We start from the raw sequence: 26,077 nt of genomic DNA, 5'->3' as shown, positions 1-26,077 counted from the left end.
TCCGGCGCGACCGGGCCCAGGCTTCGGCCCCGACGCGTCAGGTCACGGAGAAATACGTGGCGTTCGGGTGGTGGAAGACGATGGCGGACACGCTCGCCTCCGGCTCCATCATGCAGCCGTCGGTGAGCTGCACGCCGATCTCCTCCGGCTTGAGCGCGGCGAACAGCTTCGTCTGGTCCTCCAGCCGGGGACACGCCGGGTAGCCGAACGAGTAGCGCTTGCCGGTGTACTCCGCGCGGAAGCGCTCCAGCATCGACATGTCCGGCCGGTCCGGGAAGCCCCACATGCTGCGCAGCTGCGTGTGCAGCAGCTCCGCGTAGCCCTCCGCGGTCTCCAGCGCCAGCGCCTGCACCGCGTGCATCTTGAGGAACTCGCCCTTCGCCTTGAAGCCGTCCGCCAGCTCGCGGATGCCCGACCCCGCCGTGGTGACGAACAGCGACAGCGCGTCCACGGGCTTCCCGCCCTGGAGCGGCTTCACGTAGTCCGCCAGGCACAGGCCGTTGTCCTTGTCCTGCCGGGGGAAGTCGAAGGACGTGACGGGCTCGCCCGTCGCGCCGTCGAAGAGGAGCACGCGGTCTCCGTCGCTCCCGGCCTTGAAGAACTGGAACACCGAGCGGGCCTGCATCACGCCGCCGCGCAGCAGCGCCTTCAGCTCCTCCACCGCCTCCTTCAGCGCCAGCGCCTTGCGCCCCTCCTCGGTCTTCGCGAGGTCGGCCTCCGCCGGGGTGCCCAGCGCGCGCGACGACGTGCGCAGGCCCAGGTGGCGGCCGTAGAGCATCACCGGGTTGATGAACTTCCAGATGTGGTCGAGCGGCGTGTTCGTCAGCACGTGCCGCGCGAAGTCCGGCGCGGGGGGCACCGCGTCCAGCAGCGGCACCTCCGCGCTGCGCGAGCGACGCACCGGGGCCGCGGGCGCGGGGCGCTCCTTCACCTCCTGCGCGAGCTTGAAGCGGCGCGCGGCCAGGTCGTCCCGCAGCTTCGCGTGAGCCCCCGGTTCGACGATCTGCTTGGCCAGCTCCAGGCCGTTCATCGCGTCCTGCGCGTACGCCACCGTGCCGCCGCCGTAGGCCGGGGCGATGTTGCGGTCCACGAAGTTGCGGCTGAGCGCGGCGCCGCCCACCAGGATGGGCGTCTCCACGCCCGCGCGCTTCAGGTCCTCCGCGGTGGCCACCATCTGGTGCGCGCTCTTCACCAGCAGGCCCGACAGCCCGAGGATGTCCGGCCGGTGCTCCCGCACCGCCAGCACCAGCTGCTCCGGCGGGACCTTGATGCCCAGGTTCACCACCTGGAAGCCGTTGTTGGCGAGGATGATCTCCACCAGGTTCTTGCCGATGTCGTGCACGTCCCCCTTCACCGTGGCGAGGACGATCTTCCCGCGCGACGCCGCCTGGGTCTTGCTCATGTGCGGCTCCAGGTGGCTCACCGCCGCCTTCATCGACTCCGCGCTCTGGAGCACCTCCGCGACGATGAGCTCGTTCGCCCCGAAGAGCCGGCCCACCTCGTCCATGCCCTTCATCAGCGGCCCGTTGATGATCTCCAGCGGCGCCATCTCCTTCATCGCCAGGTCCAGGTCCGCGACGAGCCCGTCGCGCGTGCCTTCGATGATGTAGCGCTGGAGCCGCTCGTTCAGCGGCAGGCTGCTCACCTGGGCGCGCGCGGGCTTGCGCTCACGGAAGTGCGCCGCGAAGGGCGTCACGGGGTCGGCGCCCCGGTTGTAGATGAGGTCCTCCGACAGCTTGCGCTCCTCCTCCGGCAGCGACGGGTAGCGCTCCAGCTTCTCCGAATTGACGAGCGCCATGTCCAGGCCGGCCTGCACGCAGTGGTACAGGAACACGGAGTTGAGGACCTCGCGGCCCGCGGTGGGCAGGCCGAAGGACACGTTGCTGATGCCCAGCACCGTGCGGCACTCGGGGAAGCGCTGCTTGATGAGGCGCACGCCTTCAATGGTCTCCACGCCGCTGCCGGTGTACTGCGCGTCGCCGGAGGCGCAGGGGAAGACGAGCGGGTCGAAGTACAGGTCCTCCGGGCGCATGCCGTACTTCTGGGTGAGCAGCGCGTAGCTGCGCTCGGCCACGGCGAGCTTGCGGTCGCGCGTGACGGCCATGCCCACCTCGTCGATGCAGCCCACCACCAGCGCCGCGCCGAACGCCTTCGCGAGCGGGACCACCTTCTCGAAGCGCTCCTCGCCGTCCTCCAGGTTGACGGAGTTGATGATGGCCTTGCCCTGGCAATACGTGAGCGCCATGGCGATGACCTTCTCGTCCGTCGAGTCGATCATCAGCGGCACGCGCACCTTCTTGACCACCACCTCCAGGAAGTGGCGCATGTCCTCCAGCTCGTCCCGGTCCGGGTTCGCGAGGCAGATGTCGATGACCTGCGCCGCCCGCCGCACCTGGGCCCGGGCGATCTCCGACGCGTCGTCGAACTGGCCCGCGACGATGAGCTCCTTGAACTTCTTGCTGCCGATGACGTTGGTGCGCTCGCCCACGATGATGGGGCGCTGCTCGTCCGTCACCTCCAGGTAGTCCACGCCGGACAGCGACGAGCGCGGCTTGGGCACCTCCGTGCGCGGCTTGAGGCCCTTCACCATCGCGGCGAGCGCTTCGATGTGGCCCGCGTGCGTGCCACAACAGCCCCCCACCACGTTGAGCCAGCCGCTGTCACAGAAGCGCTTGAGCGACCGGGAGATCATCTCCGGCGACTCCAGGTACTGGCCGTTCTCATCCGGCAGGCCCGCGTTGGGCACGCACGACACCGGGAAGGAGCTCATGGACGACAGCGAGCGGATGTGGTCCGTCATGAAGTCCGGACCCGTGGCGCAGTTGAGCCCCAGGTAGAGCAGCTCCGTGTGCTCCAGCGACGTGGCCAGGCTCTCCACGGACTGGCCCGCGAGCATCGTGCCCATGGGTTCGATGGTGCCCGACACCGCCACCGGCAGCGCCCAGCCCAGCTTCCTGAACGCCCGGTCGATGCCCAGGAGCGCCGCCTTCACGTTGCGCGTGTCCTGCGCCGTCTCCACCAGCAGGTAGTCGGAGCCGCCCACCGCGAGCCCCTCCGCCTGCACGGCGAAGTTGTCCACCAGCTCCTCGAAGGTGATGCCGCCCGTGACGCTGATGGCCTTCGTGGTGGGCCCGATGGAGCCCGCCACCCAGCGCATCCGCCCGTCCTTCGCCTCCGCGGCCTTCGCGGCCTTCAGCGCGAGCTGGGACGCGGCGATGTTGATCTCCATCGCCTTGTGGCCCAGGTCGAACTCCGCCAGCACCACCGGCGTGCCGCCGAAGCTGTCCGTCTCCGTCACGTCCGCGCCCGCGGCGAAGTACTTCGCGTGGATGCCTTCGATGACGTCCGGGCGCGTGAGCACCAGGTGCTCGTTGCAGCCCTCGAACTCCGGGCCCCCGAAGTCCGCCGCGACGAGCTGGTGCCCCTGCAGCAGCGTGCCCATGGCGCCATCCAGCACCAGGATGCGCTCGCGCATCGCGGCCTTGAGCGCCTCCACGCGCTGGCCGTGCTCCCCGGGGGGGAGCGGCAGGGGGTGGGCGATGTGGCTCGTCATGACGGTTTGACTCCGGTCAGCAGGAAGACGCGGAAGGGACTGGCCCCGTCGCGCGCGTGCGTCTCGCGGGTGAACGACGTGAAGCCGGCCTCGCGAAGGGCCGCTTCCAGGACTTCGGGCGAAAAGCCCAGGTGCCGGTGCCCCAGCCGGTCCAGCACCCACTTCTCTTCGTGCGGCATCAGCTCCAACACCACCAGCCGCCCGCCGGGCTTGAGCAGCCGTGCGGCTTCAGACACCACCGCCGTCGGCGACTCCACGTGGTGCAGGCTCTGCGAAATCACCACCAGGTCCATCCGCCCGCCCTGGAGCGACAGCCGGTGGAGGTCCTCGCGCAGGAAGGTGATGTTGGTGAGCGCGTCGCGCTGGGCCAGCACCCGGGCCTGCCCCAGCGCGTCCTCGCTCTGGTCGATGGCCCACACATGCCGCGCCCACCGCGCCATCGCCCGGCTGAACACCCCCGTGCCACAGCCGAAGTCCGCCACGTCCAGCGGCGGCAGCAGCGACGCCAGCGCCCCCGCCCAGAGGAACCACGACTGGCCCGGCTCCAACAGCCGCTCGTTGAGCGCCTGCCGGTCCTCCCGCGCGCGCAAGAGGTCGTTGAGCCGCGCGGAGTCCCCCGCGGCGTCCTCCGCCTCGCGCGCCAGCCGGACGAGCGGCCAGCGGGCGTCGTCCGGCTCCAGGGCCAGCGAGTAGTAGGTGAAGCCCGCCTGCCGCTCCTCCCGGATGAGCCCCAGCCCCTTCAGCTTGGCCAGGTGGTGCGACACCGACGACTGCGCCACCCCCACCAGCGACACCAGCTCCGTCACGTTCAGCGGCGCCTGCGCCACCAGCCGGAGGATGCGCAGCCGCGTCGTGTCCCCCAGGACACGGAAGGATTGGGAGAGGATGTCCATATCGAGCCATCAACATATATCGATGCTCTGACATCCAGACAATGGCCCCGGCAACGCATTGCGTTGCCTTGGGTCGCAACCATCCCGTAAAAATCCGATATGGCGCCCTCTTCCACGCTTCACACCCTGCTCGAAGGCAAGCGGTTCGGGCTGGTCCTCTCCGCGGGTTACTTCGGCTTCTACGGCCACGCGGGCTTCCTCAAGGGCCTGCACGGCTCCGGCCTGAAGCCGCACGCGTACGCGGGCACGTCCGCGGGCGGCATGGTGGCGGCGTACGCGGCGGCGGGCATGGCCATGCCGGCGCTGGAGGAGCTGGTGCTGCGCCAGACGCGGGCCAACTTCTGGGACCCGGACCCGCTGGGCGCGATGCTCAACGTGGCGGCCCAGGGGCACGGCTTCACCGGCCTGCTCAAGGGAGAGCGCTTCCGGCGGTTGCTGGAGGAGACGCTGCCGGTCCCCACCTTCGAGGACCTGCCGCACCCGCTGCTGCTCACCGCGGCCAACCTCACCCACGGCACGCATGAGGTCTTCACCACCGGGGACCTGGCCCCGCGCGTCCACGCGACCTGTGCCTACCCCGGCCTCTTCCGCGCGGTGCCGCTGGACGGACAGCTGTTCTGGGACGGCGGCCTCGTGGACAAGGCCCCCGCGCTGTCGCTGCACGAGAGCGCCATTGGCAAGGACCTGGACGCCATCCTCGTGCACTACCTGCCCAGCCGGACGCGCAAGGTCGTGGGCGGCCCCATGGCCTATCCCCAGGGCCTGGCGGCCGGGTCCGCCGCGCTCCGGCGCGACCACTTCCGCCTCCAGCTCACCGTGCTCCAGCAGCGCCAGGTGCCCGTCTACGTCGTCGTCTCCAACCTGCCGCCCGTGACGCCCGCCACGCTGGAGCGCGGCTTCGACGCGCTGGACCAGGCCCAGCTGTCGGCCGAGCGCTCCCTCGCCCGGCCGCCCCTTCCCTTCTTCGAGCAGAGCACCTGAGACGCCTGCATCCCCCCCCCGCTTCAGCGAAGCGCGAATAAAACAACAGGACAGAAATAGCAGAATAGTCAGACTTAAATGACAGACCGGCATGCGATGGTGGGGTGGCAGTCCATCCCGGAGGAAGTCCATGCTGAAGTCGACGCTGTCCTTGCGCCCCCCGCGGGGCGCGGTCATGGCTGTGTCCCTGCTGGCGTTGGCCCCCGTCGCGGGTGCCGCGCCGAAGCTCGCGCCGCGCGCGCTCACCGCGAAGCCCACGGGGCGCGAGCTGCCCGCGGGGACGCTGGTGGAGCGCCTGGTGGTGAAGTTCCATGAAGGCAGCCACGTGCGCCTGCGCGGCGACGCGCTGCGCGTGCTCGCGTCGGAGCGGAGCGTGGCCGAGCGCGACCTGCTGTCCGGCCTGCGGCTGGACGACGCGCGGCTGGAGGCGGACGTGGCGCAGGTGGCGGCGCTGCTGGAGCGCGCGCCGCGCATCGGCTCGCTGGACCGGGTGTTCCAGGCGGAGGAGGCCGCACTGGACGCGAGCAAGGCGTCCGGTGAGAAGCAGGGCGGCGAGCAGTTGGCGGACCTGAACCTGTACTACGAGGTCCCGCTGCTGCCCGGCACCACCGCGGAGGGCGTCGCGGAGCTGGTGGCGGCGCTCAACCGCGTGTCCAGCGTGGAGACGGCCTACGCGGCGCCGCCCGCGGAGCCGGCGATGGTGAACTTCGGGATGGACGCGGGGCTGCGCGCGCTGCTGGCGGCGGACCCGCCCGTCACGCCGCTGTACCAGGGCAACCAGGGCTACCTCAACGCGGCGCCCGGCGGCGTCAACGCGACGTACGCGTGGACGGTGAACGGCGGCCGGGGCACCAACGTGAGGTTCGTGGACATCGAGGGGGGCTGGCGCACCACCCACGAGGACCTCCCGGCGCTCTTCCGCCAGGGCGGCGCGCAGATCAACGACCTGGGCTGGCGCAACCACGGCACCGCGGTGCTGGGTGAGATCATCGGCGTGGCCAACAGTATCGGCGTGACGGGCATCGCCAACGGGGCGACGGCGGGCGTGGAGGCCATTGGCCAGCAGAGCACCGCGAGCGCCATCACCAACGCGGCGGCGGCGGCGGGCGCGGGCGGCGTCATCCTCATCGAGCTGCACGCGGGCGGCCCCAACGACGGCACGGCCTGCACGTGCAACACGTCCCAGTGCAACTACATCGCGATGGAGTACTGGCAGGACAACTTCGACGCCATCCGCAACGCCACCGCCAACGGCGTCATCGTGGTGGAGGCGGCGGGCAACGGCAGCGCGAACCTGGACGCGGCGGCCTACGGCGGCCTCTTCAACCCGGCCACGCGCGACTCGGGCGCCATCATCGTGGGCGCCAGCACCGCCAGCTCGCCGCGCACGCCCATGTGCTGGACCAACTTCGGCCAGCGCGTGAACGTGCACGGCTGGGGTGAGTCCGTCGTCACCACCGGCTACGGCGACCGCTTCGGCAGCGCCTCCGGCGAGGACCGGTACTACACGTCCACGTTCAGCGGCACGTCCAGCGCGTCGCCCATCGTCGTGGGCACCGCCCTCAGCGCGCAGGGCGTGGCCCGCGCCAACGGCCGGGTGCTGACGTCCGTCCAGATGCGCAGCCTCCTGCGCAACAACGGCACCGCCCAGGCCCCGGACTCGCGGCAGATTGGCCCGCTGCCCGACCTGCAGAAGGTCCTGCCCAAGGTCATCTCCGGCAACTTCTGAGCCGGCGCCTCTCGCGTCCCTGTCGCAAGCCAGGCCCTCCGGACCTTCGGGTGCGGAGGGCCCTCTTCGCCTCAGTGCCCGCTGTAGCGGCGGTGGTCCACCATCAGGCAGCGGTCCTGCACCACGCGGATGCCCGCGGCCGCCAGCTTCCGGGCCGCTTCGTCGTTGCGGATGCCGGACTGGAACCAGACCGCCTTGGGCTTCTTCGCGATGATGTCGTCCACGTGCTGGTCGATGTCGCCCGGCCTGCGGAACACCTCCACCACGTCGATGTCGCCCGGGATGTCCACCAGCCGCCGGTACACGGGCTTGCCCAGGATCTTCTTCGCGTCCGGGTAGTAGACGGGCACGGGCACCACGTCCACGCCCGCCTTCGCCAGATACTCGGGCACGTAGTACGCGGGCTGGGCGGAGTGGTCCTCCGTCTTGATGCCCAGCACCGCCACCCGCCGCGCGTCCTGCACCACGCGCTTCACGCCCGCTTCGTCCTCGATGAGGTACTCCGCGTGATTCATGGCCCTTCCTCCTGAAGCGTCTCCGCCTGCGATTCGGTGGTGAGCGTCACGGTCCCGCCCTCCCCCACCGCCTTCACCTTCAGCAGCCGGCGCACCGGCACGAACCGGCCGCGCGCGATCACCTGCTCGCCTTCACACGTCACGCCCTTGAAGAGCTCGGGGGACCCGGCCTCCGACCACGCGGCCCGCATCTCCGCCGGGGCCTTGGTGGGCAGCGCGTCCAGGCACGTGAGGCTCAGCGCCACCGCGTCGCCGAACATCGTGGGCCGCGTGCCGTCCACCGTGCGCTCCAGCAGGTAGGCCCGCTCCACGCCGTCCACGGACACGAAGTCCACCGCCCACGTGCGCTGGCCCTCCACCAGGTTGCGCTGGAGCAGCCCCGAGTACTTCGCCTCCCACTCGCGGCGCGTGCGGATCTCCAGCGCCTCCGGCGCGAAGAAGCGCTCCACCTCCGCGACGCCCGGCCCGGAGGGCGCCACCTGCCGCAGCGCCTCCTCCGCGGCCTCCGCGCCCACCAGCTTCACGAAGGTGCCGTCCGCCGCCAGCTGCATGCGCAAAGTGAAGCGCTCCAGCACGGCGCCGGCCAGCGACGGCACGTCCTGTCCGGCGTGGACCTGCCGCGGGGTGCGCACCGCCTGGGTCACGCGCCAGCCGCCGTCGGAGGGGGTGAAGCGCGTCTCCGTGGTGAAGGCGGCCTCGTCGCGGGCCTCCGGCTGCCCCGGGCGCTGGACGGCGCGGGTGGCGCGCACGGATTCGGTGAGCAGGCGGTCCACGGGGGGCTTGAAGTCCAGGCGCACCGGTGGGGGCAGCCCCGGCGCGGGGTTGAGCGGCGGATACCGGGACTTGCACCCGGCGGCCAGCGACAGCACGAGACACCACCACAGGGGACCAGGACGCATGCGCTCGCGAACGCTGGCAGAAAGCCGGCGCGCCCGCGAGCGTCTTGCAAGGTCCAAGCGCGGTGTCACCGCGCGGGTGACACTACGGGTGGCGGGTGTCGCCTTCCTCGCCCTCGATGCGGTCCCGGCCGATGTTGCGCCGGTCGCGGTCCACGCCGTCGTCGTCCCGGAGGCCGTTCATCGCGAAGCGGCGCTCCGCCTCCGCCAGGTCGCGCAGCACGTGCTCGCGCAACATGTACTCCTGCTGTGGCAGGGACTTGAGGATGTTGATGATGTCGACCGGGGCCTCGTTGTCCGCGGCGGCCTCGACCAGTTCCTCGCGCGTCGCGGGGTACTCCACCCCATCCAGATGCGGGGTGATGGAGCGCGCCGGATCCTCCGCCAGTCCGTAAGCCATCGTGCCTTCCACCTTTCTCTGCCCGGGCCCCCAGGCCCGGACGACGTCCACGAGACAACGTGGGGACGGCGGCCGCCCCGGGCCAGCTTGACGCCGAACCCCCTTCGACGCCGGGCGGGCGGGGGAGCGGCCGTCCTGCCCGCGCCCGCTTCAGGGTAGAGTCCCCCGGCGCCAACGCCCGCCGGAGTCTCCCGATGTCCCCTGCCTCCCTGCTCCTCGCCTGGCTCACGCTCGCCACCCCACCGGCCGGCGAGCCCTCCGACGTCCCCACGCCTCCTCCCACCCGAGCCCCGGCCGACGTCTACGCCCTGGACGACGCCGCCTTCGTCGCCCAGGCCCGCCGCGACCTGGAGACGCTGCGCCAGGGCACGGAGGGGCTGCGCCGGCTGCGCGAGGAGGCCTTCCGCTCCAAGGCGCTGTACCGGCGCGAGCAGGGCGTGCCGTACACCCCGGAGGAGAAGCAGCTGCTGGTGTCCACCTGGGCCGCCTTCTTCGACTGCTTCCTCTCCACGGAGGTGGTGCGCCAGCGCTACTGGGACTTCCTCAAGGCGCCCTCCCTCCTGCAGCCGAAGAAGCACGCCTGGGGCTTCCTGCTCACCCACGCCGCGCTCGCCTCGGAGCTGGCCCAGGGGCTGGCCTTCGCGGACCTGGCCGGGGGGCAGGCGCAGCTGAACGTCCTCCTGGACGAGCCGGGCCCCGAATACGGCCTGCCCGCGCGCGCCTTCAGCCGCTTCAAGGAGAAGGTCGTCCACGTGGGCACCACCACGCAGCTGTTCACCGGCGACGGCTACCGCGCGACGCTCAACCCCGTGCTGGCGAAGGCGGGCATCCTGAACGAGCCCGGTGTGCCCGCGCTGCTCCAGGCGATGAAGCAGGACAGCCAGAGCGCGCGCTCGCGGCTGCTCTTGCGCGGCCCGGTGCTCTTCGCCAAGGCCGCCGCGGACCTCACCCAGGAGTCCACCGCCCGGGCGGTGTTCCCGGTGCAGAAGACGGTGGCGGAGTGGATGGGGGACACGCGCGTGTACCGCGTGGGCCGGCCGCTCATCTCCCGCGAGCAGACGCTCGCGCTGCTTCCGCGCATGGCCCCGGGCGACGTGATGGTCGCGCGCCAGAACTGGTTCCTGTCCAACATCGGCCTGCCGGGCTTCTGGCCGCACGCGGAGCTCTACCTGGGCACCGCCCAGGAGCTGGCCCAGGCCTTCGACGCGGATCCCGAAGTGAAGGCCTGGGTGGCCACCCTGCCCGGCCATCCGGAGACGTTCACCGCCCACCTGGCCCGGGCGTTCCCCGCCAAGTGGAAGGAGTACAACGGCCAGGACGCGCACGGAGACCCGGTGCGCATCATCGAGGCCATCAGCGAGGGCGTGAGCTTCACCGGCGTGGAGCACGGCATGCACGTGGACTACCTGGGCGTGCTGCGCCCGCGCCTGTCGGCCGTGGACAAGGCGCGCGCCATCCTGCGCGCCTTCACCTTCCAGGGCCGGCCCTACGACTTCAACTTCGACTTCTTCTCCGACCAGACGCTGGTGTGCACGGAGCTCGTCTGGAAGTCGTACGCGCCCTCCAAGGACATGAAGGGCTTGGACATCCCCCTGGTGAGCGTGGCGGGGCGGCGGACGCTGCCGGCGAATGAAATCGTGCGCGTCTTCGATGCCGAGTACGGCAAGCCCGACCGGCAGTTCGACTTCGTGGCCTTCCTGGACGGGCGGGAGACCCAGGGGGACGCCGTCGAAGCGAACGCGGACGCTTTCCGTTACACCTACCGGCGGATGAAATGGGACATCGCCCAGGAGTAGGCACACCACCATGACGGAAGACACGGCGAACGAGTTCCTGGACCTGGCCACCTCGCTCTACGAGCGGATGATCACCCAGCAGCAGGCGAAGGTCTTGCGGCTGGCGCGCGAGGCGGTGCCCAACATCGGGCCGGAGGAGATGCGCAACCCGCACGACTTCCCCCAGCTGAAGGAGCACCCCTCCTTCGAATTCGAGGACGGAATCCTGGCGGGGCTCATCTCCGCGCACATGGCCATCCGGGCGGAAATCAAGGGCCGGCTGCCCGCGACGCCGCCAGGGGCATGATGCCCGGTTGCCTGCCTTTGCCGTGGGGACCTTCCGTGGGGTACTGGTGCGCACCGTGAGCTTTCCCTCTGGATTCGGCCCTCCACTGGCGCGCGAGCGGCTGGTGTCTTCCCTGGCCGCGGATCCCCCGCGGCTGGACCTGGCGGCGCTGGCCATCGCCACGCTGGGCCGGGAGGACCTGGACGCCCCGGCGTGCCTGCACACGCTGGACGCGCTCGCGGTGAGGGTCCAGCTGGAGGCGGAGCGGCTCACGGAGAAGGGCGAGGCCCTGGCGCCGCTGCGCGCCCTGCGCCACGTGCTGGCGGACATCGAGGGCTTCCGGGGCAACGAGGACGACTACCACGCCCCGGACAACAGCTTCCTGGACCGGGTGCTGGAGCGGAAGGTGGGGCTGCCCATCACGCTGTCCGTCCTCTACCTGGAGGTCGCGCGCCGCGCGGGCATCCCGCTGTACGGCGTCCCCTTCCCCGGCCACTTCCTGGTGGCGTGCGACGCGGGGGACCACAAGCTGGTGATGGACCCCTTCCACCACGGCGACATCCTCACGGAGCACGGCTGCGAGGAGCTGCTCAAGCGCGTGGCGCCGCAGCTGAAGTTCGACCGGGCGATGCTCGCGCCCGCGCCGGTGGAGCTCATCGCCTACCGGATGCTGTCCAACCTGCGCCGCGTGTACCTGGGGCGGGACGACAGCGAGCAGGGGCTGGCGGTGGTGGACCTGCTGCTGCTGCTGGCGCCGGACCACCCGGGCGAGCTGCGCACGCGCGCCACGCTGCTCACCACCATGGGCGCCTACCGCGCGGCCCTCAAGGACGTGGAGCGGTGCCTGGAGCTGTCCCCGGACGCGCCGGACCGCGAGCGCCTGGAGCTGTCCGCGCGGGAGCTGCGCGAACGCGCCGAGCTGCTCAACTGAAAGGAAGCCCGCACGTGTCGTCCGCGCCCGAACCGAAGGTGAAGCCCTGGACGCGCCTGCGCCGGGGGCTGGAGCACGACTTCAGCGTGGTGAAGGTGCGCGAGGACATCGTGGCCGACCCGCGCACGAACCTGGAGCACCCGCGCGTGCGGATGGAGTGCGCGGACTGGGTGAACGTCATCGCGGTGACGAAGGCGGACCAGCTGGTGATGGTGCGCCAGTTCCGCTTCGGCATCGACGCGGCGACGCTGGAGGTGCCGGGCGGCTGCGTGGATCCGGGCGAGGACCCGGCCGCGGCCGCCGCGCGGGAGCTGGAGGAGGAGACGGGCTACCGCGCCGGACGGCTGGAGCCGCTGGGCGCCGTGCACCCCAATCCGGCCTTCCAGGCCAACCGGTGCTTCAGCTTCCTGGCGCTCGACTGCGAGCGCGTGAGCGACGGCCATCCGGATGACGGCGAGGACATCGCCGTGGAGCTGTATCCGCGCTCGGACGTGCCCCGGCTCATCCTGGAGGGCCACATCACGCACTCGCTGGTGGTGGTGGCCTTCTTCCTGGAGCGGCTGCGCGCGGACGCCCGGCGCTAGGGACTACCGCCCGGCGCGAGGCCGGGACGTCTTGCGGCCGGGCCGGGGCGCGGGGGCGGGCTTCGAAGGCGCGGCAGGGGCCTCGCGCTCCCAGGTGCCGGAGCGTCCGCCGGACTTGTGGTCCAGTTGCACGGCTTCGATGACCATGCCCCGGTCCACGCTCTTGCACATGTCATAGACGGTGAGCGCCGCCGCGCACGCCGCGGTGAGCGCCTCCATCTCCACGCCGGTGCGGTCCACCGTCTTCACCCGCGCGCGGACCTCCAGGCCCTCCTCCACCGGCGTGAGCGTCACGTCCACGCCCGCGAGCGCGATGGGGTGGCAGAGGGGCACGAAGTCCGGGGTGCGCTTGGCGGCCATGATGCCCGCGAGCCGCGCCGCCGCGAGCACGTCCCCCTTCTCCACCTGCCCCGCGAGGATGCGCTCGCGCGTGGCGGGCAGCATCCGCAGGCGCGCGGTGGCCACCGCCACGCGGTCCGTCTTCGGCTTGTCGCCGACGTCCACCATCTTCACCGGCCGGCCCCCTTCGCCACGGCGGCGAGCAGGTCGTCGGCCACGTCATCCGGGTCCTCCAGCCCCACGGACACGCGGATGAGGCTGTCGCGGATGCCGGCCTGGGCGCGCTCCTGGGGCGTCATCCGGCGGGCGCTGGCGCTGGCCGCGTGCATCACCAGCGTGCCCACGTCCCCCAGCGACGGCCCGGGCTTGCACACCCGCAGCGCCTCCAGGAACCGGTCCCCTTCCTGCTGCCCCGCGCCCTTGATTTCAAAGGCCACCATGGGCCCGAAGCCACCCTCCAGCACCCGCCCCGCCACCGCGTGGTCCGGGTGGGAGGCGAGGCCCGGGTAGATGACGCGCTCCAGGAGCGGCGACTCCGACAGACGCTTCGCCACGTGGAGGGCATGCTCGTTGTGGGCCTTCATGCGGACAGGCAGCGTGCGCAGCCCGCGCAGGGTGAGCCACGCCTCGAAGGGGCCCAGCACGTCGCCGGACAGCACGCGCGCCGAGCGCAGCGGGTCCATCCGCGACTTGGAGCCGCTCACCGTGCCGCCCAGCGCGTCGCTGTGGCCGTTGAGCCACTTGCTGGTGGACTGCACCGCGTAGTCCGCGCCCAGCTCCAGCGCGCGCTGCCCGAAGGGTGACGGGAAGGTGGCATCCACCGCGAAGACGGCGCCGGCGTCGCGGCACGCCTCCGCGAGCGCGCGGATGTCCGGCACGCGCAGCAGCGGGTTGGAGATGCTCTCCGCCAGGACCATGCGCGGGCGCCACTCGCGGATGCGGGCAGGCGCGTCCGCCTCCGTCTGGTTGAGCGGGCGCAGCTCCACGCCCCAGCGAGCGCACAGGTTCTTGTAGAGCAGCCGGGTGACGCCGTAGCCGTCCGTCGGCACCACCAGCACGTCCCCGGCCTTCCACGGCTGCGCGTCGAAGAGCGAGCGCAGCGCGGCCATGCCGCTGGCGTACGCGACGCAGGACTCGGCGCCCTCCAGCGCGGCGACCGCCTCCTCCAGCAGGGCCGCGTTGGGCGCGCTGATGCGGGCGTAGGCGTAGTCCTTGCCGTCCAGCGCGTCGGACAGGTCGTCGCTGCTGTCGAACCAGTTCACCGCCGCCGGGAAGATGGGCGGCATGACGGGCACCGCCTTGCTCCCGGTGAGCCGGGAGCCCGCGTGCACCGCTACCGTCTTCTGCTTCTTGCTCATGCGCGTGTCGTCTCGCTGGGACCGGTAGGGACCTACTCGCCGTGCTCGATGAGCCAGCGCTCCGCGTCGATGGCGGCCATGCACCCGGTGCCCGCGGCGGTGATGGCCTGGCGGTAGTAGCTGTCCTGCACGTCGCCGCAGGCGAAGACGCCCTCGATGTTGGTGCGCGTGGTGCCCGGCTGCGTCTTGAGGTAGCCGCCCTGGTGCGTCTCCAGGATGCCCTGGAACAGCTCCGTGTTCGGCGTGTGGCCGATGGCGACGAACAGGCCGTGCGCGTTGAGCAGCTGGCTGTCGCCGGTCTTGAGGTTGCGCACCACCGCGCCCGTCATCCCCTTGGCGTTGCCCACGACCTCCTCCACCGCGGAGTTCCACAGGAAGGAGATCTTCGGGTTGTTGAGGGCGCGCTCCTGCATCACCTTGGACGCGCGCAGGCTGTCGCGTCGGTGGATGAGCGTGACGTGGTTGACGATCTTCGCCAGGTACGTGGCCTCTTCCATGGCCGTGTCGCCGCCGCCCACCACCAGCACGTCCTGCTTCTTGAAGAAGGCGCCGTCACACGTGGCGCACGCGGACACGCCGCGGTTCTTGTAGGTGTCCTCGCCCTTGACGCCCAGCCACTTCGCGGTGGCGCCCGTGGAGATGATGACCGTCTCCGAGCGCACCTGGAGGCCGCTCTCGCTCTCCAGCAGGAAGGGCCGCTGGGAGAAGTCCACCTTGGTGACGTTCTCCATGTGCAGCACGGTGCCGAAGCGCTCCGCCTGCTTCTGGAAGCGCTCCATCAACTCCGGGCCGGTGATGGCCTCCGGGAAGCCGGGATAGTTCTCCACGTCGGTGGTGACCATGAGCTGGCCGCCCGGGACGCGCTGGGGGTGCTCCAGGGTGGGGCCGCCGGCGAACACCACGGGCTCCAGGTTGGCGCGCGCCGCGTAGATGGCGGCCGTGTAGCCCGCCGGGCCGGAGCCGATGATGGTGACCTTCTGGATCTTGTCCTGCGACACGGCGCCTCCTGCGCTCATACGTTGACGGGCCCGGACCGTACCAGACACCGCCGTCCTGACCATGATACGAACCTGGACCCCATGGATGCCGCTGTCCTCAAGAAGGTTGCGCTCTTCGAGGGATTGACCCAGGGCCAGCTCGCCAAGGTCGCCCGGATTGCCTCGTCCAGGACCTACTCCGCCGGTGACTACCTCTTCCGCGAGGGCGACACCGGGCAGGACATGTTCATCCTCACCGACGGCAAGGTTCGCATTTCCAAATCCGTGCCGGGCATCGGCGAGGAGGCGCTCGCCATCCTCGAAGCCGGCCAGTATTTCGGGGAGATGGCGGTCATCGAGGATTCGCCCCGCTCCGCGGACGCCATCGCCCACAGCGGCTGCACGGTGTGGGTCATCGAGCGGGCGAAGCTGGACCAGCTGATGTTCACGGACAAGGACCTGGCCTACGTCCTTCTCTGGACGTTCGTCCGCACGCTGAGCGAGCGGCTTCGCGAGACGAACGAGAAGATCAAGGGCTTCTTCGCCATCTCCCGCTTCTGACGGGTGCCTGCGGTCCGCTGCCGCCTCGCACGCCAAGAGTGCGGGTGGAGCATCGCTGTCCGTCCCGCCGCGAGGCCTCTTCGCGTGGGTCTGGACGGGCCACGTCCCGTGTCTTCGGAGTGCGCCATGAAGGGCACATGCCTTGCTGAAGCCCCCGCCGCGTGGACGGAGGCGGGATGGAACAGGGCGGCGAGGCGTGGGTGGGAACGGTCGGTGGGGAGGCCACGAGCGGAGGGTCGGTGAGGGTACGCGGCACCGGCATGGAGGATGCGCGCGAGCGCCTCTTCCGGCTGGGCGCGGAGGCCCTCACCGACCTGGAGTTGCTGGGCCTGTTGTGGACGGAGGGGCCCCGGGGCTTGAAGGACGCGGCGGACGGCGTGGCCCGGGGTGGGCTCAGGGCGCTGGTGCAGGAGGACCCGCGCGTGCTGTGCGCGCGAAAGGGCGTGGGGCCGTCCCGCACGTCCCGGCTGCTGGCGGCGCTGGAGTTGGGACGGCGCGCGCAGCGCTCGCCGGAGAAGCGCCCGAGGCTGCGCACGCCGAAGGACGTTCACGGATACCTGTACCCCACGCTGAGCGCGCTGCGGCGAGAGGTGTTCCATGTGCTGTGCTTCAACGCGCGCAACGTGCTGGTGCACGACGCCCGGGTGGCGGAAGGAACGTTGAGCGCGTGCCCGGTGGATCCGCGCGAGGTGTTCTCCGCGGTGCTGTCGTCGCGGGCGACGGCCATCGTGCTCGCGCACAACCACCCATCGGGAGACCCCGAGCCCAGCGTCCAGGACGTGGGCCTCACGGAGCACCTGGCGCGGGCAGCGGGGCTGCTGGGCGTGAAGCTGCTGGACCACGTCGTGGTGGGGGACGGCGCGTACGTGTCCATGCTGGAGCGGGGCCTGTTGCCGGACAGCGAGCGGGAGGGGCGACGCAAGTGCGGCACGCCAGGTGGGGGGTGGTGATGGGAGCGGGGGCGCTGCTGGGACTGGGGGCGAGTCCCGTGCGGGTGGAGCTGCTGGAGGACACGCGAGCCCTGGTGGTGCGCGCGGACGGAGGGCAGGCGTGCACGGTGGAGCGCTGGCGGCTGCCGCCGGGCGCTCGCGAGGGGGACGTCATCGTGGATGGCCGCCTGGACCTGGAGCGGACGGAGGCCCTGCGGCGCGAGGTCGCGCGGAAACGGGCCCAGCTGGCGGTTCCCCTTCCTCCGGGGCTCGAGCTGTGAGCTGGGGGCACCGGTGCCCACGGAAGGGATTGGCGTTGACGGCCAACCCAGGATGATGAACATGCGCGCGATGACGGAGTCCCTGCCCTTCCTCGAAGATGCCCAGCGGGGACTGGTGCGGCACTTCGGCCTCTCGGAGTTCCGCCCCGGCCAGGCCCCCGTCATCAGCTCCGTGCTGAGCGGCCGCAACACCGTGGTGGTGATGCCCACGGGCGCGGGCAAGAGCCTGTGCTACCAGCTCCCGGCGCTGCTCCTGCCGGGCATCACGCTGGTGGTGTCACCGCTCATCGCGCTGATGAAGGACCAGGTGGAGCAGCTCACCGCGCGGGGCATCCCGGCCACGTACATCAACTCGTCCTTGTCGGACGTGGAGCGGGCGGAGCGCCTGCGCAAGCTGCGCGCCCGCGAGTACAAGTTGCTCTACGTCGCGCCGGAGCGCTTCCGCAGCGGCGGCTTCCTGGAGCTGGTGTCGGAGCTGGGCGTGGAGCTGCTGGCCGTGGACGAGGCGCACTGCATCTCCCAATGGGGCCACGACTTCCGGCCGGACTACGCGCTGCTGGGACAGGTGCGCAAGCGCCTGCGGCCCCCGCGCACGGTGGCCCTCACCGCCACGGCGACGCCGCTGGTGCGCGAGGACATCGTCCGCGTGCTGCTCATGAAGGACCCGCACGTGTTCGCCCAGGGCTTCGACCGGCCCAACCTCTTCCTGGACGTGGTGAACGTCGGCGGGGACGAGGAGCGCCGGGAGGCGTGCGCGAGCCTGGCGGCGAAGGGGGGCAGCGGCATCATCTACTGCTCCACGCGCAAGGCGGCGGAAGGGATGCACTCCGCGCTCGTCACGCGCAAGGTGAAGGCGGTGCTGTACCACGCGGGCATGGAGGACGACGCCCGCCGCCAGGCGCAGGAGGACTTCATGTCCGCGAAGGACGCGGTGGCGGTGGCCACCAACGCCTTCGGCATGGGCATCGACAAGCCGGACATCCGCTTCGTCGCCCACGCCAACATCCCCCGGGCCGTGGAGGCGTACTACCAGGAGATTGGCCGCGCGGGCCGCGACGGCAACGCCGCCACGGCGGTGCTCCTGTTCAACCACGCGGACGTGTACACGCAGGAGCGCCTCATCCAGAGCAGCAACCCGTCCGAGGCGGTGCTGTCGGACGTGTGGGCGCAGCTGCAGGCCGTGGAGGAGTTCGAGCGGGGCGTGCACGCCCTGGCCGGCATGGTGGGCACCAGCGAGTTCGAGGTCTCCGCCGCGCTGAAGGTCTTCGAGCGCGAGGGCAAGCTGGAGCGCGGCGGCCGGGGCGAGGGCGAGTACGGGCTCACGCTGACGGACAAGGCCGCCAGCGCCCAGCCGCACGCGGCGGACGCGCAGAAGCTGCTCCGCTCGCTGCTGGAGACCTTCCCCGTGGGGCGGCAGGCCACCACGGAGCTGCCCATCCTCGCGCGGCGCACGGCGCTGTCGGAGGACGACTTGCGGCACGCGCTGGGCCTGCTGGAGAAGTCCGGCGTGGTGCGGGTGCGTCGGCCGTTCGCGGGGCGCTCCATCCGCGCGCTGGAGCGCGTCCCCTTCCGCGAGCTGTCCCTGGACCTGAGCCGGGTGCGCGAGCAGGAGCGCCGCAACCTGCTGATGCTCAAGAGCATGACGGACTACGCGTACACCCCCAAGTGCCGGCGCGCGTTCATCCTGCGCTACTTCGGGCAGGCGGACGCGGCGGCCGTGTGCGGCACGTGCGACCGGTGCGCGGGCAGCATGATGCCCAAGCCGTCGGGCTCAGCCTCGCGCTCCGCGCCGGCCGCCGCTGGCGCGCCGGTGACGGTCTACAGCGAGCTGGCCTCCATGGAGCTGCGCCGCTGGCGCAAGGACCTGGCGAAGGACCTGGGCGTCGCGCCCTTCATCATCTTCAACGACGCGACGCTGCTGGGGTTGGCCTCCGCGCTGCCCGTGGACCGGGAGTCCTTCCTCGGGGTGAAGGGCACCGGAGAGAGCCGCTGGGAGCGCTTCGGTCCCAAGGTGGTGGAGATCTGCCTGATGGCGCGCGCTGCGGGCCATGAGCCGCAGGTGGCCCCGGTGGCCCCTCGCGTGCGCAAGGCGAAGACGCGCCACTAGCCGGTCAGCCCGGCGGGGGGCCGTCGCCGCGAGTCGCGCGCAGGGCCGCCCACCGCAGCACGGCCATCAGGGCGCCCACCACCACCGCGAGCAGGAAGATCACCAGCACGGTGACGACACCGAAGACGGCGCGCACACCGAGTTCGGAGATCTGCCCGTTGGTGTACGCCTGGCGCAGCGGCTCCATGGTGTGGCTCAGCTCCAGCGCCCTCGCCGGCAGCGAGTCGAGCGCCATGGAGAGGCGCTCGATGAAGGGCGAGGAGTCCCACCGCCGGATGGCCTCCACGACGATGCCCGTCAGCAGATAGAGCACCGACAGCAGGAAGGCGTTGCCCCACATGACCTGCAACAAGGGGGACGACGGGGGCCGCTCTCTCACCTGAGGCACGCTACCGCGACGCCCGTCGCTTGAGGAGCGGGAGGGCCTTCTTCACCCGGTTCGCGTCCGGCGCCCCACTGGCGAGCCGCAGGAAGGCCTCGTAGGCCTCCACGGCCCGGGGAAGCTCCGAGGACTCGCGCACCAGCACGTCCGCCAGCGCCAGATGCGCCAGACCGTCCGTGGGCTCCAGCTCCACGGCCTTGGCCAGCGCCTCGCGGGCAGGGGCCTCCTGCCGCTGCTTGAAGGCCACCAGTCCCAGCGCCAGGTACGCGCGCCCGCTGTAGGGGGCAAGCCGCACGGCCTCGTCCGCCGCCGCGCGGGCCTCCTTCATCGCCCCCGCGCCTAGCAGCACGCGCGCCAGCGTCACCTGGGCGAACGCCTTGTCCCAGACGGTGTGCGCCTTGTCGGCCAGGTCCTGCAGCGTGCGCGCCGCGCCACGTCCACCGCCGGGCAGCTGCGTGTACAGCTCGCCCACGCGGCCGCACGTCGCATCCGGCCCCTCGCGCCGCGCCGCCGCGAAGGCCGCGTCCGCGCTCTCCACCTGGCCCTGGCGCAGGAACGCCTGGGCGATCTCGCAGAAGGTGTCCGGGTCCTTGGAGTCCAGCTTGTTGGCACGCTCCAGGGCCGCGAAGCCGCCCTTGGCGTCGCCGTTGGAGAACAGGAGCGCCGCGCGCAGCCGCTGCCCTTCCGCGTCGTCCGGGGCCAGCTTCACCGCCCGGCCCGACGCCCCTTCGGCCTCCTTGCGGCGGCCGGACTGGTACAGGGCCAGCGCGAAGCCCTTCTGCGCGGCGGCGTTGCCCGGGTTGTCCAACTGCCACGCCTCGAATTGCTTCAGTGCCTCCGGCGTGCGCCCCAGCGCCAGGAGCGCGCGGCCCAGCGCGTCCAGGGCCTCGCCGTGCGAACCATTGCGCTCCACCGCCTGCGTCAGCGGCTTGACCGCCATGTCCGGCAGGCCGCGCGACAGGAGCAGCCGCCCCAGCGAGCACGCACCTTCGTAGTCCCGAGGATCCTTCAGCGCTTCGTCGAACTGGCCCTGCGCCTTGTCGAGCGCGCGCTCACGCCAGTACACCTGCCCCAGCGCCACGCGCAGGTCGGTGCGGGGCTTCTTCGCCAGCGCCTTCTCCAGCACGTCGCGCGCCTGGGCGCCGTTGCCCTCGTTGGCATCCGCCAGCGCCAGCCACGCGACGGCCTCCGGAGGATAGCGGTCGTTCACGCGCGTGCGGCCCAGCTCCACGCGGGCGCGCTTCCAGTCCCCCAGCCGCGCGTACGCCGCACCGCGGACCAGCGACACCTTGCGCCCACTGTCCGCGTCCAGCCGTTGCAGCGCTTCACGCTCGCGGTCGCGGTCCAGCAGCGTGCGTCCCAGTCCCTCCTTCGCGGCCTCGCTCTTGGGCTGCAGCTTCAGCGCGGCCTCATAGGCCTGCTGCGCGGCCTCCAGCTTGCCCGCCGCGCGACCCGCGGCCCCGAGCGCCAGCTCGAAGTCCATGGCCAGCGGCCCCTGCGTGCCCTTGGAGAGCAGCGCCCGCGCCTCTTCGTACCTGCCCAGCGCGGACAACAGCTCGCCGTGCACCAATTGCTGACGCGGCTGGAGCGCGGGGGGCAGCTTGGGGTCCTGGGACAGGGGCGCCACGTCCGCCAGCGCCGCGTCCAGGTCCTGCTCCAGCGCGAGCCGGCTCTCGGCCATGCCGATGCGGGCGGCCGGGTGCTCCTTGGAGACCTCCCTGGCGCGCTTGAACATCTCCAGTGCCTGCGGGAAGTCCTCGGAGGCCAGGTAGTAGCCCCCCAGCGCCACCAGCGCGCGGACGTTGCCCGGCGACGCCTTGAGCGCACGGTCGAAGCGGTCCAGGGCCTTCTTCTCGTCCTTGTCGGCCAGGAGCAGGCTGCCCGCGAGCGCGTGCACCTCCGTCACGTCGTCCTGCGCGCCGAGCAACGCACGGCGCGCGGACTCACGGCCGCGGTCGTCGGCGACGAGCGCGTTGGTGGCGAGCACCAGCCCGTTGAAGCCGTCCTTCACGCCCGGCTTCTCCAGCGCCTCCAGCGCCAGCCGGCGGTCCTCGGAGGCGGCGCCGTGGTCCTGGTAGCGAAGGGCGTGCGCGTAGCCCGCGAGCGCCCAGGCGGCCGGACTGGATTCGTCCATGTCGCGCGCGCGGTCGAGCTGCCGGAGCGCTTCGTCCAGCGAAGCGCCCGTGTCCTGCGCCACCGCGCGCTTCGCGAGGTCCAGCGTCTCCGCCAGCGTCTGTCCGCCCTGGCGGGAGCGGTAGAGGATGAAGAAGCCCGCGGACGCGCTCAGGAAGATGAGGGCCACGAAGAGGGCCACGGTCTTGGTGCCGTAGCGCTCCAGGAGGGACTGCTTCGCCCGCTCCTTGGCGATCTTCTCGTGCATCTCGCGCTCGTACTTCGCGGCGAGCGCCTCCGTGTCCTTCGCGTTCGCCGCGGCCTTGTTGCGGGCCGTGGCCGCCGCCAGCTCCGTCGCGTCCGGGATGTCGTCCAGCAGCGAGCGCTTGCCGCCCGACGCCGTCGCCACGGAAGCCACCGGCGCGGCCGCACGGGCCCGGACCGCCTCCGGAGGCGGAAGGTCTCCGAGCAGTCCACCGCCCTGCGACATGGAGGGCTCATCCATGGAAGGTTCGGGAAGGTCCGCCAGCATCCGCGACGCACCGCTGCGTCCGGAGCCCCCCCGCGCCGCCGCATCCCGGTCCTGCCCTGGATCCGCGGGGCCACCTGCCGCACGACCCCGACCCGAACCCGGCTCCTGTCCTGGATCCAAGGGGCTACCAGCCGCACGACCTCGACCTGAACCGGGCTCCTGCCCGGGATCCGAGGGGCCACTTGCCGCACGACCCCGACCCGAACCGGGCTCCTGTCCTGGATCCGTCGCGTCGCCGCGCGCCGCACGACCTCGACCTGAACCGGGCTCCTGCCCGGGATCCGAAGGGCCACCTTCAGCCGCACGACCCCGACCCGAACCGGACTCCTGCCCTGGTTCCGAAGGGCTACCAGCCGCACGGCCCCGACCTGAACCCGGCTCCCGCCCTGGATCCGAAGGGCCACCAGCCGCATGCCCCCGACCCGAACCCGGCTCCTGCCCTGGTTCCGAAGTCACACCATCAACCGCACGACCCCGACCCGAACCCGGCTGCGAAGCTTCGCCACGCTCCGCACGCACCCGACCCGCCTGCGACGCTTCGCCACGCGCCGCACGGTCCTGCTCTGAATCAGACGGGCCCCCCACACCCTCGGAGGCCGCTGGATCCTCACCGCCCGGCGTCCGCGCGTCGCCGCTGGCGGAAGCCGGGGCCGTCGCATCCACGCCACCCGCCGGCGTCTCCGTCCGGGAACGGCGCGGCTCCAGTCCCGCCGCCGCGGCGGCTCGTGCCTCGAACGCGGACGGGTGCGCTTCCGAACCGGGCGCCTCTGGCTCATCCGCCTGGGGCACCGCCGCCGCCGGGGTCGCCAGCGAGCCCAGGTCCTCGAAGATGGGCGCCGGCCCGCCGGACAGCGCCTGCTGGGCCTGATCCAACCACTGCTTCACGCGCCCGTTATTGGGCTGCAGCGCCACGGCCTTGCGAAGGATGGGCAGCGCCGAGCGGTACAGCCCGCGCTGCAACAACACCTCGCCGATGAGGTTGTAGGCGTACGGGTTGTCCCGCTCGATGGCGATGGCCTGGTCGAACTGCTCCATCGCCTCCGCGGGCCGCCCCAGCTGGATGAGGGCCTTGCCCCACAGCACCCGCCCCACGGTGGACGTGGGGTGGTGGGAGATGCCCTGCGTGCACACCTCGATGGTGCGCGTCGCATCTCCCTTCTCCAGCAGCGCCTTCGCCAGCTCCACGAAGACGGAAGAGGTCGGGTCCTGCCGGAGGAGCTGCTCGTAACGCTCCACCATCGACTTGGCCATGTTGAGTCGCGACTCCGGTGCTCTTAGCGGGGAGCGCGGACCATAGCACTGCCCTCGTCCCTTCCGCCCAGCGGGTGGTAGCGTCGCGCACGTGAAACGCCTGTCCGCCCTGATCCTCGTCCTGGTCCTCGGTGGGGCCTGTGCCCACACGCCCCCGACCTCCGACCTGGAGACCCTCCGCCCCGTCGTGGAGGGCTTCCACAAGAACCTGCGCTGGAGGAACTACCGCGCCCTGTCCACCTTCCTCGTCCCCGAGGAGCGCCAGGACTTCGAGCGCAAGCGCCGCGAACAGCACGACGAGCGCGACCTCACCATCACCGACTACGAAATCGAGGACGTGAAGCTGGCCGACGACGGCCGGCGCGCCACCGTCCACAGCCGCATCCAGTGGATGCGCCTGCCCTCCGCCACCGAGCAGACCGACACCGTCACCTCGGAGTTCGTCTTCCGGGACGGCATCTGGCTGCTGGAGAAGCAGCAGTCGGGCCCCTTCGCGGGCGAGCTGGAGTAGCCCCGCCCCCACCCCGCAAAAAAGTCGCCCACCGCCTCGGGGCCGGCCGAGACGGTGGGCGTCGAGGGTTCCCCAATGGAACCCCCTACCAGGGTGACGATGTCGCGCGGTACTGCCGGCCCGCTGCGACCCCGCCGTGTTGCCTGGCTTCTAGAGCAATGCCGGTGCCAACCGCTCCGTCCCCCGCCCCCACCCGCGTTCCCATGGAAAATCAGGGGCTTGTATCTCCTCGCTCCCCGCAGCCTCCGTGCCATGCCTGACACTCGTGTCAGGCCCTCCCTGCCATAGCACCGGCTCCCCAATGACATCCGTGTCAGGGAACCGTGGGGGTGGCCCACGGAAGATCCACTACTCGCCCACCACGGAGCGGATGGTGTCGCGCATGGAGTGGTGGGCCTTCCAGCCCACGTCCTGGACCCAGCGGTGGCCGTCCACGGCGCAGAGGAACTGGATGTGGTCCAGCTCCGGGGGCGGGAAGTTGGCCAGCCGGTAGCGGAACATCAGGCCCAGCAGCGGTCGGGCCACCGGGTGCGGCACGGGGATGGCGGTGTGGCCCAGCTCCCGGAGCACGGCGGAGAGGGGCACCTGGCCGGGGCCGACGACGTTGTAGACGCCCTTGGGCTCCGGGCGCAGGGCCTCCACCATGGCGCGCGCCACGTCCTCCACGTGGATGAGCTGCACCATCGGATCGAACCCCGCGAGCGTCCACGGGTGGCGCAGCCGCAGGTAGTTGGACGGCGCGTTCTTGATGGTGGGCCCGACGATGTGGACGGGCCGGAGGATGACCGTCTCGATGTCCGGGTGCTTCCAGAAGAAGCCGTGCGCCAGCATGTCCACTTCGATGAGGTCGCGCACGCCGGAGAAGCGGCTCGCGGCCATCAGCGGCGCGTCCTCCGTGAGGAAGTTGGAGTTGTCCGGACTGGGGCCGTAGACGTTGGCCGAGGACAGGACGACCACCTTCTTCACGCCATACTTCGCGCAGTACTCCAGCAGGCGCGTGGTGCCCACGACGTTGAACGAGTGGTGCTCCTCCTCGCTCATGCGCGGGTCATGCATGATGCCCATGTGGATGACGGCGCGGACCTCGTTCTTGCGGAAGACGTCCTCCGCCTTCTTCTTGCGCAGGTCCAGCTGGTGCATCTCGACGTCCTTCGGCCGCCCGATGAAGGGACGCCGGTCGATGCCGATGATGCGCTCGCGCTTGTGCAGCATCTTCGCCAGCGTGCGGCCCAGGTTGCCGCTGATGCCGGTGACGACCACGGCGGGGCGCTTGTCCACGCCGGACTCCTTCTCCTCGTGGTGGGCGCTCACCAGAACACGCCCCGGCGTTCCTTGAGGCCCTGGTGGAGCATCGCCTGGATGGAGGCCTTCACGGTGCGCACCTTCTTGTCCAGTTCGCTGTCCTCGTCGTCCGCGCGGCCGGTGAAGTGCAACGCGTCGCCGAAGTAGATCCGGTACTTCGTGGGCAGGGGGAAGGGCGTGCCCGTGGGAGTGATGGGGAAGGACGGGAAGCCCAGCAGCTTCGCCAGGGGCTTGAGGTTCATCAGCGCGGGGGCCTGCTCCTCGGCGCCCACCACGGCGATGGGGACGATGGGGGTGTTCGTCTCCAGGGCCAGCCGCATGAAGCCCAGGCCGAACTCCTGGAGCTGGTAGCGCTGGGGCCACAGCTTGTTGAGCCCGCGCGTGCCCTCCGGGAACACCAGGATGGCCTCCTCCGCCTCCAGCAGCCGCCGGCAGTTCTCTGGCGTGCCGACAATCTGCCCCACGCGCGCCATGAACGTGGACACGTATGGCAAGGAGGGCACCCACTTCTCCACCATGCTGCGGATGGCGCGCGGCGGCGAGCCCTCCACCATCAACGCGATGCCAATCATCGCGCCGTCCATGGGGAGCTGGCCGGAGTGGTTGGACACCAGCAGCACCCGCCCGGAGGGAATCCGGTCCGCGCCGTAGGCCTCCACGCGGAAGTAGTGGCGGTAGAGCCACAGGAACGGGGCGATGGCGGCCAGGCTGTAGTCCAGGTTGAATCCGAACGGATCCACCCCGTACTCGTTCTCTGTCCGGGCCAGGCCCTGGAGTTGGTCCGCCTGATGCTCGCCCGCCATGCGCTCGGTCCAGCCGCGCAGGCCTTTCTTCACCTTGTCGCTGAAACGCTCCAGCATGAGGTGGCTCTTAGCACCCCAGAATGCACACC

The 26,077-nt window shown here is 71.2% G+C and carries 23 protein-coding genes; 11 read left to right on the top strand and 12 right to left on the bottom strand.

The features are described 5' to 3' along the window. Nucleotides 1-37: 37 nt before the first annotated feature. A complete protein-coding gene (gene metH, locus GTY96_RS32360) occupies nt 38-3,553 on the bottom strand; it encodes a methionine synthase (protein ID WP_143909439.1) in 3,516 nt (1,171 codons plus the stop codon). Continuing rightward, complete coding sequence (locus GTY96_RS32355; protein ID WP_143909437.1) at nt 3,550-4,446, bottom strand: ArsR/SmtB family transcription factor; 897 nt, start codon at nt 4,444-4,446, stop codon at nt 3,550-3,552. Before GTY96_RS32355 ends, metH begins: the two co-directional genes overlap by 4 nt. 99 nt (nt 4,447-4,545) lie before the next feature. Here GTY96_RS32355 and GTY96_RS32350 point away from each other — a divergent pair, with 99 nt between their 5' ends. Next, nucleotides 4,546-5,427, top strand: a complete 882-nt coding sequence (locus tag GTY96_RS32350) for a patatin-like phospholipase family protein (protein ID WP_161666726.1) — start codon at nt 4,546-4,548, stop codon at nt 5,425-5,427. A 130-nt stretch (nt 5,428-5,557) separates the two neighbouring features. After that, on the top strand, nt 5,558-7,156 hold the full coding sequence (locus GTY96_RS32345; protein WP_161666725.1) for a S8 family peptidase: 1,599 nt from the start codon (nt 5,558-5,560) through the stop codon (nt 7,154-7,156). Between the two features lie 71 nt (nt 7,157-7,227). Here GTY96_RS32345 and GTY96_RS32340 read toward each other — a convergent pair whose 3' ends face one another. From GTY96_RS32340 to GTY96_RS32330, 3 genes are all read right to left on the bottom strand, one after another. Continuing rightward, a complete protein-coding gene (locus tag GTY96_RS32340; RefSeq protein ID WP_143909431.1) occupies nt 7,228-7,671 on the bottom strand; it encodes a CoA-binding protein in 444 nt (147 codons plus the stop codon). Next, on the bottom strand, nt 7,668-8,570 hold the full coding sequence (locus GTY96_RS32335) for a hypothetical protein (protein WP_161666724.1): 903 nt from the start codon (nt 8,568-8,570) through the stop codon (nt 7,668-7,670). The genes GTY96_RS32340 and GTY96_RS32335 overlap by 4 nt, the downstream gene beginning before the upstream one ends. Nucleotides 8,571-8,652: 82 nt before the next feature. After that, entirely contained in the window at nt 8,653-8,967 is a 315-nt protein-coding gene (locus GTY96_RS32330; protein WP_143909428.1) for a DUF2795 domain-containing protein, read from the bottom strand. A gap of 194 nt (nt 8,968-9,161) precedes the next feature. Here GTY96_RS32330 and GTY96_RS32325 point away from each other — a divergent pair, with 194 nt between their 5' ends. The 4 genes from GTY96_RS32325 (at nt 9,162) to GTY96_RS32310 (ending at nt 12,543) form a co-directional block, all read left to right on the top strand. Next, nucleotides 9,162-10,763 carry a YiiX/YebB-like N1pC/P60 family cysteine hydrolase gene (locus GTY96_RS32325; RefSeq protein WP_143909426.1) on the top strand — a complete coding sequence of 534 codons (1,602 nt, stop codon included), beginning with the start codon at nt 9,162-9,164 and terminating at the stop codon, nt 10,761-10,763. Between the two features lie 10 nt (nt 10,764-10,773). Continuing rightward, entirely contained in the window at nt 10,774-11,049 is a 276-nt protein-coding gene (locus tag GTY96_RS32320; RefSeq protein ID WP_143909424.1) for a hypothetical protein, read from the top strand. Between the two features lie 85 nt (nt 11,050-11,134). Continuing rightward, a complete protein-coding gene (locus GTY96_RS32315) occupies nt 11,135-11,959 on the top strand; it encodes a SirB1 family protein (protein ID WP_201756620.1) in 825 nt (274 codons plus the stop codon). 14 nt (nt 11,960-11,973) lie between these two features. After that, on the top strand, nt 11,974-12,543 hold the full coding sequence (locus tag GTY96_RS32310) for an NUDIX hydrolase (protein ID WP_161666722.1): 570 nt from the start codon (nt 11,974-11,976) through the stop codon (nt 12,541-12,543). A 3-nt stretch (nt 12,544-12,546) separates the two neighbouring features. On the opposite strand, the gene moaC is transcribed toward GTY96_RS32310, so the two are convergent. Genes moaC through trxB form a run of 3 tightly spaced genes read right to left on the bottom strand, consistent with a single transcriptional unit; the run spans nt 12,547 to nt 15,256 of the window. After that, nucleotides 12,547-13,056, bottom strand: a complete 510-nt coding sequence (moaC, locus tag GTY96_RS32305) for a cyclic pyranopterin monophosphate synthase MoaC (protein WP_143899054.1) — start codon at nt 13,054-13,056, stop codon at nt 12,547-12,549. Beyond that, nucleotides 13,053-14,240, bottom strand: a complete 1,188-nt coding sequence (locus GTY96_RS32300; protein ID WP_143899053.1) for a trans-sulfuration enzyme family protein — start codon at nt 14,238-14,240, stop codon at nt 13,053-13,055. Before GTY96_RS32300 ends, moaC begins: the two co-directional genes overlap by 4 nt. A gap of 32 nt (nt 14,241-14,272) precedes the next feature. Next, the gene (gene trxB, locus GTY96_RS32295; protein ID WP_201756608.1) at nt 14,273-15,256 is read right to left on the bottom strand and encodes a thioredoxin-disulfide reductase; all 984 of its coding nucleotides are present in this window, start codon (nt 15,254-15,256) and stop codon (nt 14,273-14,275) included. Nucleotides 15,257-15,319: 63 nt separating this feature from the next. Between trxB and GTY96_RS32290 the strand changes: the two genes are divergently transcribed. The 4 genes from GTY96_RS32290 (at nt 15,320) to GTY96_RS32275 (ending at nt 19,095) form a co-directional block, all read left to right on the top strand. After that, on the top strand, nt 15,320-15,778 hold the full coding sequence (locus GTY96_RS32290) for a cyclic nucleotide-binding domain-containing protein (protein ID WP_143899051.1): 459 nt from the start codon (nt 15,320-15,322) through the stop codon (nt 15,776-15,778). A gap of 176 nt (nt 15,779-15,954) precedes the next feature. Then, nucleotides 15,955-16,728 carry a RadC family protein gene (gene radC, locus GTY96_RS32285; protein WP_161666721.1) on the top strand — a complete coding sequence of 258 codons (774 nt, stop codon included), beginning with the start codon at nt 15,955-15,957 and terminating at the stop codon, nt 16,726-16,728. Further along, a complete protein-coding gene (locus GTY96_RS32280) occupies nt 16,728-16,988 on the top strand; it encodes a DUF3006 family protein (RefSeq protein ID WP_143899136.1) in 261 nt (86 codons plus the stop codon). Before radC ends, GTY96_RS32280 begins: the two co-directional genes overlap by 1 nt. A 52-nt stretch (nt 16,989-17,040) precedes the next feature. Continuing rightward, nucleotides 17,041-19,095 (top strand): RecQ family ATP-dependent DNA helicase, encoded by a 2,055-nt coding sequence (locus GTY96_RS32275; RefSeq protein ID WP_143899049.1) that lies wholly within the window; start codon nt 17,041-17,043, stop codon nt 19,093-19,095. 4 nt (nt 19,096-19,099) lie between these two features. Here GTY96_RS32275 and GTY96_RS32270 read toward each other — a convergent pair whose 3' ends face one another. After that, on the bottom strand, nt 19,100-19,435 hold the full coding sequence (locus GTY96_RS32270) for a hypothetical protein (protein WP_143899135.1): 336 nt from the start codon (nt 19,433-19,435) through the stop codon (nt 19,100-19,102). A 49-nt stretch (nt 19,436-19,484) separates the two neighbouring features. Next, nucleotides 19,485-23,372, bottom strand: a complete 3,888-nt coding sequence (locus tag GTY96_RS32265; RefSeq protein WP_201756607.1) for a tetratricopeptide repeat protein — start codon at nt 23,370-23,372, stop codon at nt 19,485-19,487. Between the two features lie 91 nt (nt 23,373-23,463). On the opposite strand from GTY96_RS32265, the gene GTY96_RS37340 reads away from it, so the two are divergent. After that, complete coding sequence (locus tag GTY96_RS37340) at nt 23,464-23,883, top strand: hypothetical protein (protein ID WP_328701081.1); 420 nt, start codon at nt 23,464-23,466, stop codon at nt 23,881-23,883. 348 nt (nt 23,884-24,231) lie between these two features. On the opposite strand, the gene GTY96_RS32260 is transcribed toward GTY96_RS37340, so the two are convergent. Both GTY96_RS32260 and GTY96_RS32255 read right to left on the bottom strand, forming a co-directional pair. Further along, nucleotides 24,232-25,194, bottom strand: a complete 963-nt coding sequence (locus GTY96_RS32260; protein ID WP_186001780.1) for an SDR family oxidoreductase — start codon at nt 25,192-25,194, stop codon at nt 24,232-24,234. Continuing rightward, nucleotides 25,191-26,045, bottom strand: coding sequence for a lysophospholipid acyltransferase family protein (locus GTY96_RS32255; RefSeq protein WP_143899048.1), 855 nt, complete (start codon nt 26,043-26,045; stop codon nt 25,191-25,193). The genes GTY96_RS32260 and GTY96_RS32255 overlap by 4 nt, the downstream gene beginning before the upstream one ends. Nucleotides 26,046-26,077 lie beyond the last annotated feature (32 nt).

It is taken from the genome of Corallococcus silvisoli, from assembly GCF_009909145.1.
GTDB lineage: Bacteria > Myxococcota > Myxococcia > Myxococcales > Myxococcaceae > Corallococcus > Corallococcus silvisoli.
This window is presented reverse-complemented; position numbering and strand designations above follow the sequence as displayed.

What these genes read in the sequence shown, in the direction of transcription:
- GTY96_RS32290 (WP_143899051.1), top strand. Translation starts at nt 15,320, where the DNA reads ATGGATGCCGCTGTCCTCAAGAAGGTTGCGCTCTTCGAGGGATTGACC.
- GTY96_RS32320 (WP_143909424.1), top strand. Translation starts at nt 10,774, where the DNA reads ATGACGGAAGACACGGCGAACGAGTTCCTGGACCTGGCCACCTCGCTC.
- GTY96_RS32255 (WP_143899048.1), bottom strand. Translation starts at nt 26,045, where the DNA reads ATGCTGGAGCGTTTCAGCGACAAGGTGAAGAAAGGCCTGCGCGGCTGG.
- GTY96_RS32355 (WP_143909437.1), bottom strand. Translation starts at nt 4,446, where the DNA reads ATGGACATCCTCTCCCAATCCTTCCGTGTCCTGGGGGACACGACGCGG.
- GTY96_RS32280 (WP_143899136.1), top strand. Translation starts at nt 16,728, where the DNA reads ATGGGAGCGGGGGCGCTGCTGGGACTGGGGGCGAGTCCCGTGCGGGTG.
- radC (WP_161666721.1), top strand. Translation starts at nt 15,955, where the DNA reads ATGGAACAGGGCGGCGAGGCGTGGGTGGGAACGGTCGGTGGGGAGGCC.
- GTY96_RS32300 (WP_143899053.1), bottom strand. Translation starts at nt 14,240, where the DNA reads ATGAGCAAGAAGCAGAAGACGGTAGCGGTGCACGCGGGCTCCCGGCTC.
- GTY96_RS32325 (WP_143909426.1), top strand. Translation starts at nt 9,162, where the DNA reads ATGTCCCCTGCCTCCCTGCTCCTCGCCTGGCTCACGCTCGCCACCCCA.
- GTY96_RS32330 (WP_143909428.1), bottom strand. Translation starts at nt 8,967, where the DNA reads ATGGCTTACGGACTGGCGGAGGATCCGGCGCGCTCCATCACCCCGCAT.
- metH (WP_143909439.1), bottom strand. Translation starts at nt 3,553, where the DNA reads ATGACGAGCCACATCGCCCACCCCCTGCCGCTCCCCCCCGGGGAGCAC.
- GTY96_RS32275 (WP_143899049.1), top strand. Translation starts at nt 17,041, where the DNA reads ATGATGAACATGCGCGCGATGACGGAGTCCCTGCCCTTCCTCGAAGAT.
- GTY96_RS32340 (WP_143909431.1), bottom strand. Translation starts at nt 7,671, where the DNA reads ATGAATCACGCGGAGTACCTCATCGAGGACGAAGCGGGCGTGAAGCGC.
- GTY96_RS32345 (WP_161666725.1), top strand. Translation starts at nt 5,558, where the DNA reads ATGCTGAAGTCGACGCTGTCCTTGCGCCCCCCGCGGGGCGCGGTCATG.
- GTY96_RS32350 (WP_161666726.1), top strand. Translation starts at nt 4,546, where the DNA reads ATGGCGCCCTCTTCCACGCTTCACACCCTGCTCGAAGGCAAGCGGTTC.
- GTY96_RS32335 (WP_161666724.1), bottom strand. Translation starts at nt 8,570, where the DNA reads ATGCGTCCTGGTCCCCTGTGGTGGTGTCTCGTGCTGTCGCTGGCCGCC.
- GTY96_RS32270 (WP_143899135.1), bottom strand. Translation starts at nt 19,435, where the DNA reads ATGTGGGGCAACGCCTTCCTGCTGTCGGTGCTCTATCTGCTGACGGGC.
- trxB (WP_201756608.1), bottom strand. Translation starts at nt 15,256, where the DNA reads ATGAGCGCAGGAGGCGCCGTGTCGCAGGACAAGATCCAGAAGGTCACC.
- GTY96_RS32265 (WP_201756607.1), bottom strand. Translation starts at nt 23,372, where the DNA reads ATGGCCAAGTCGATGGTGGAGCGTTACGAGCAGCTCCTCCGGCAGGAC.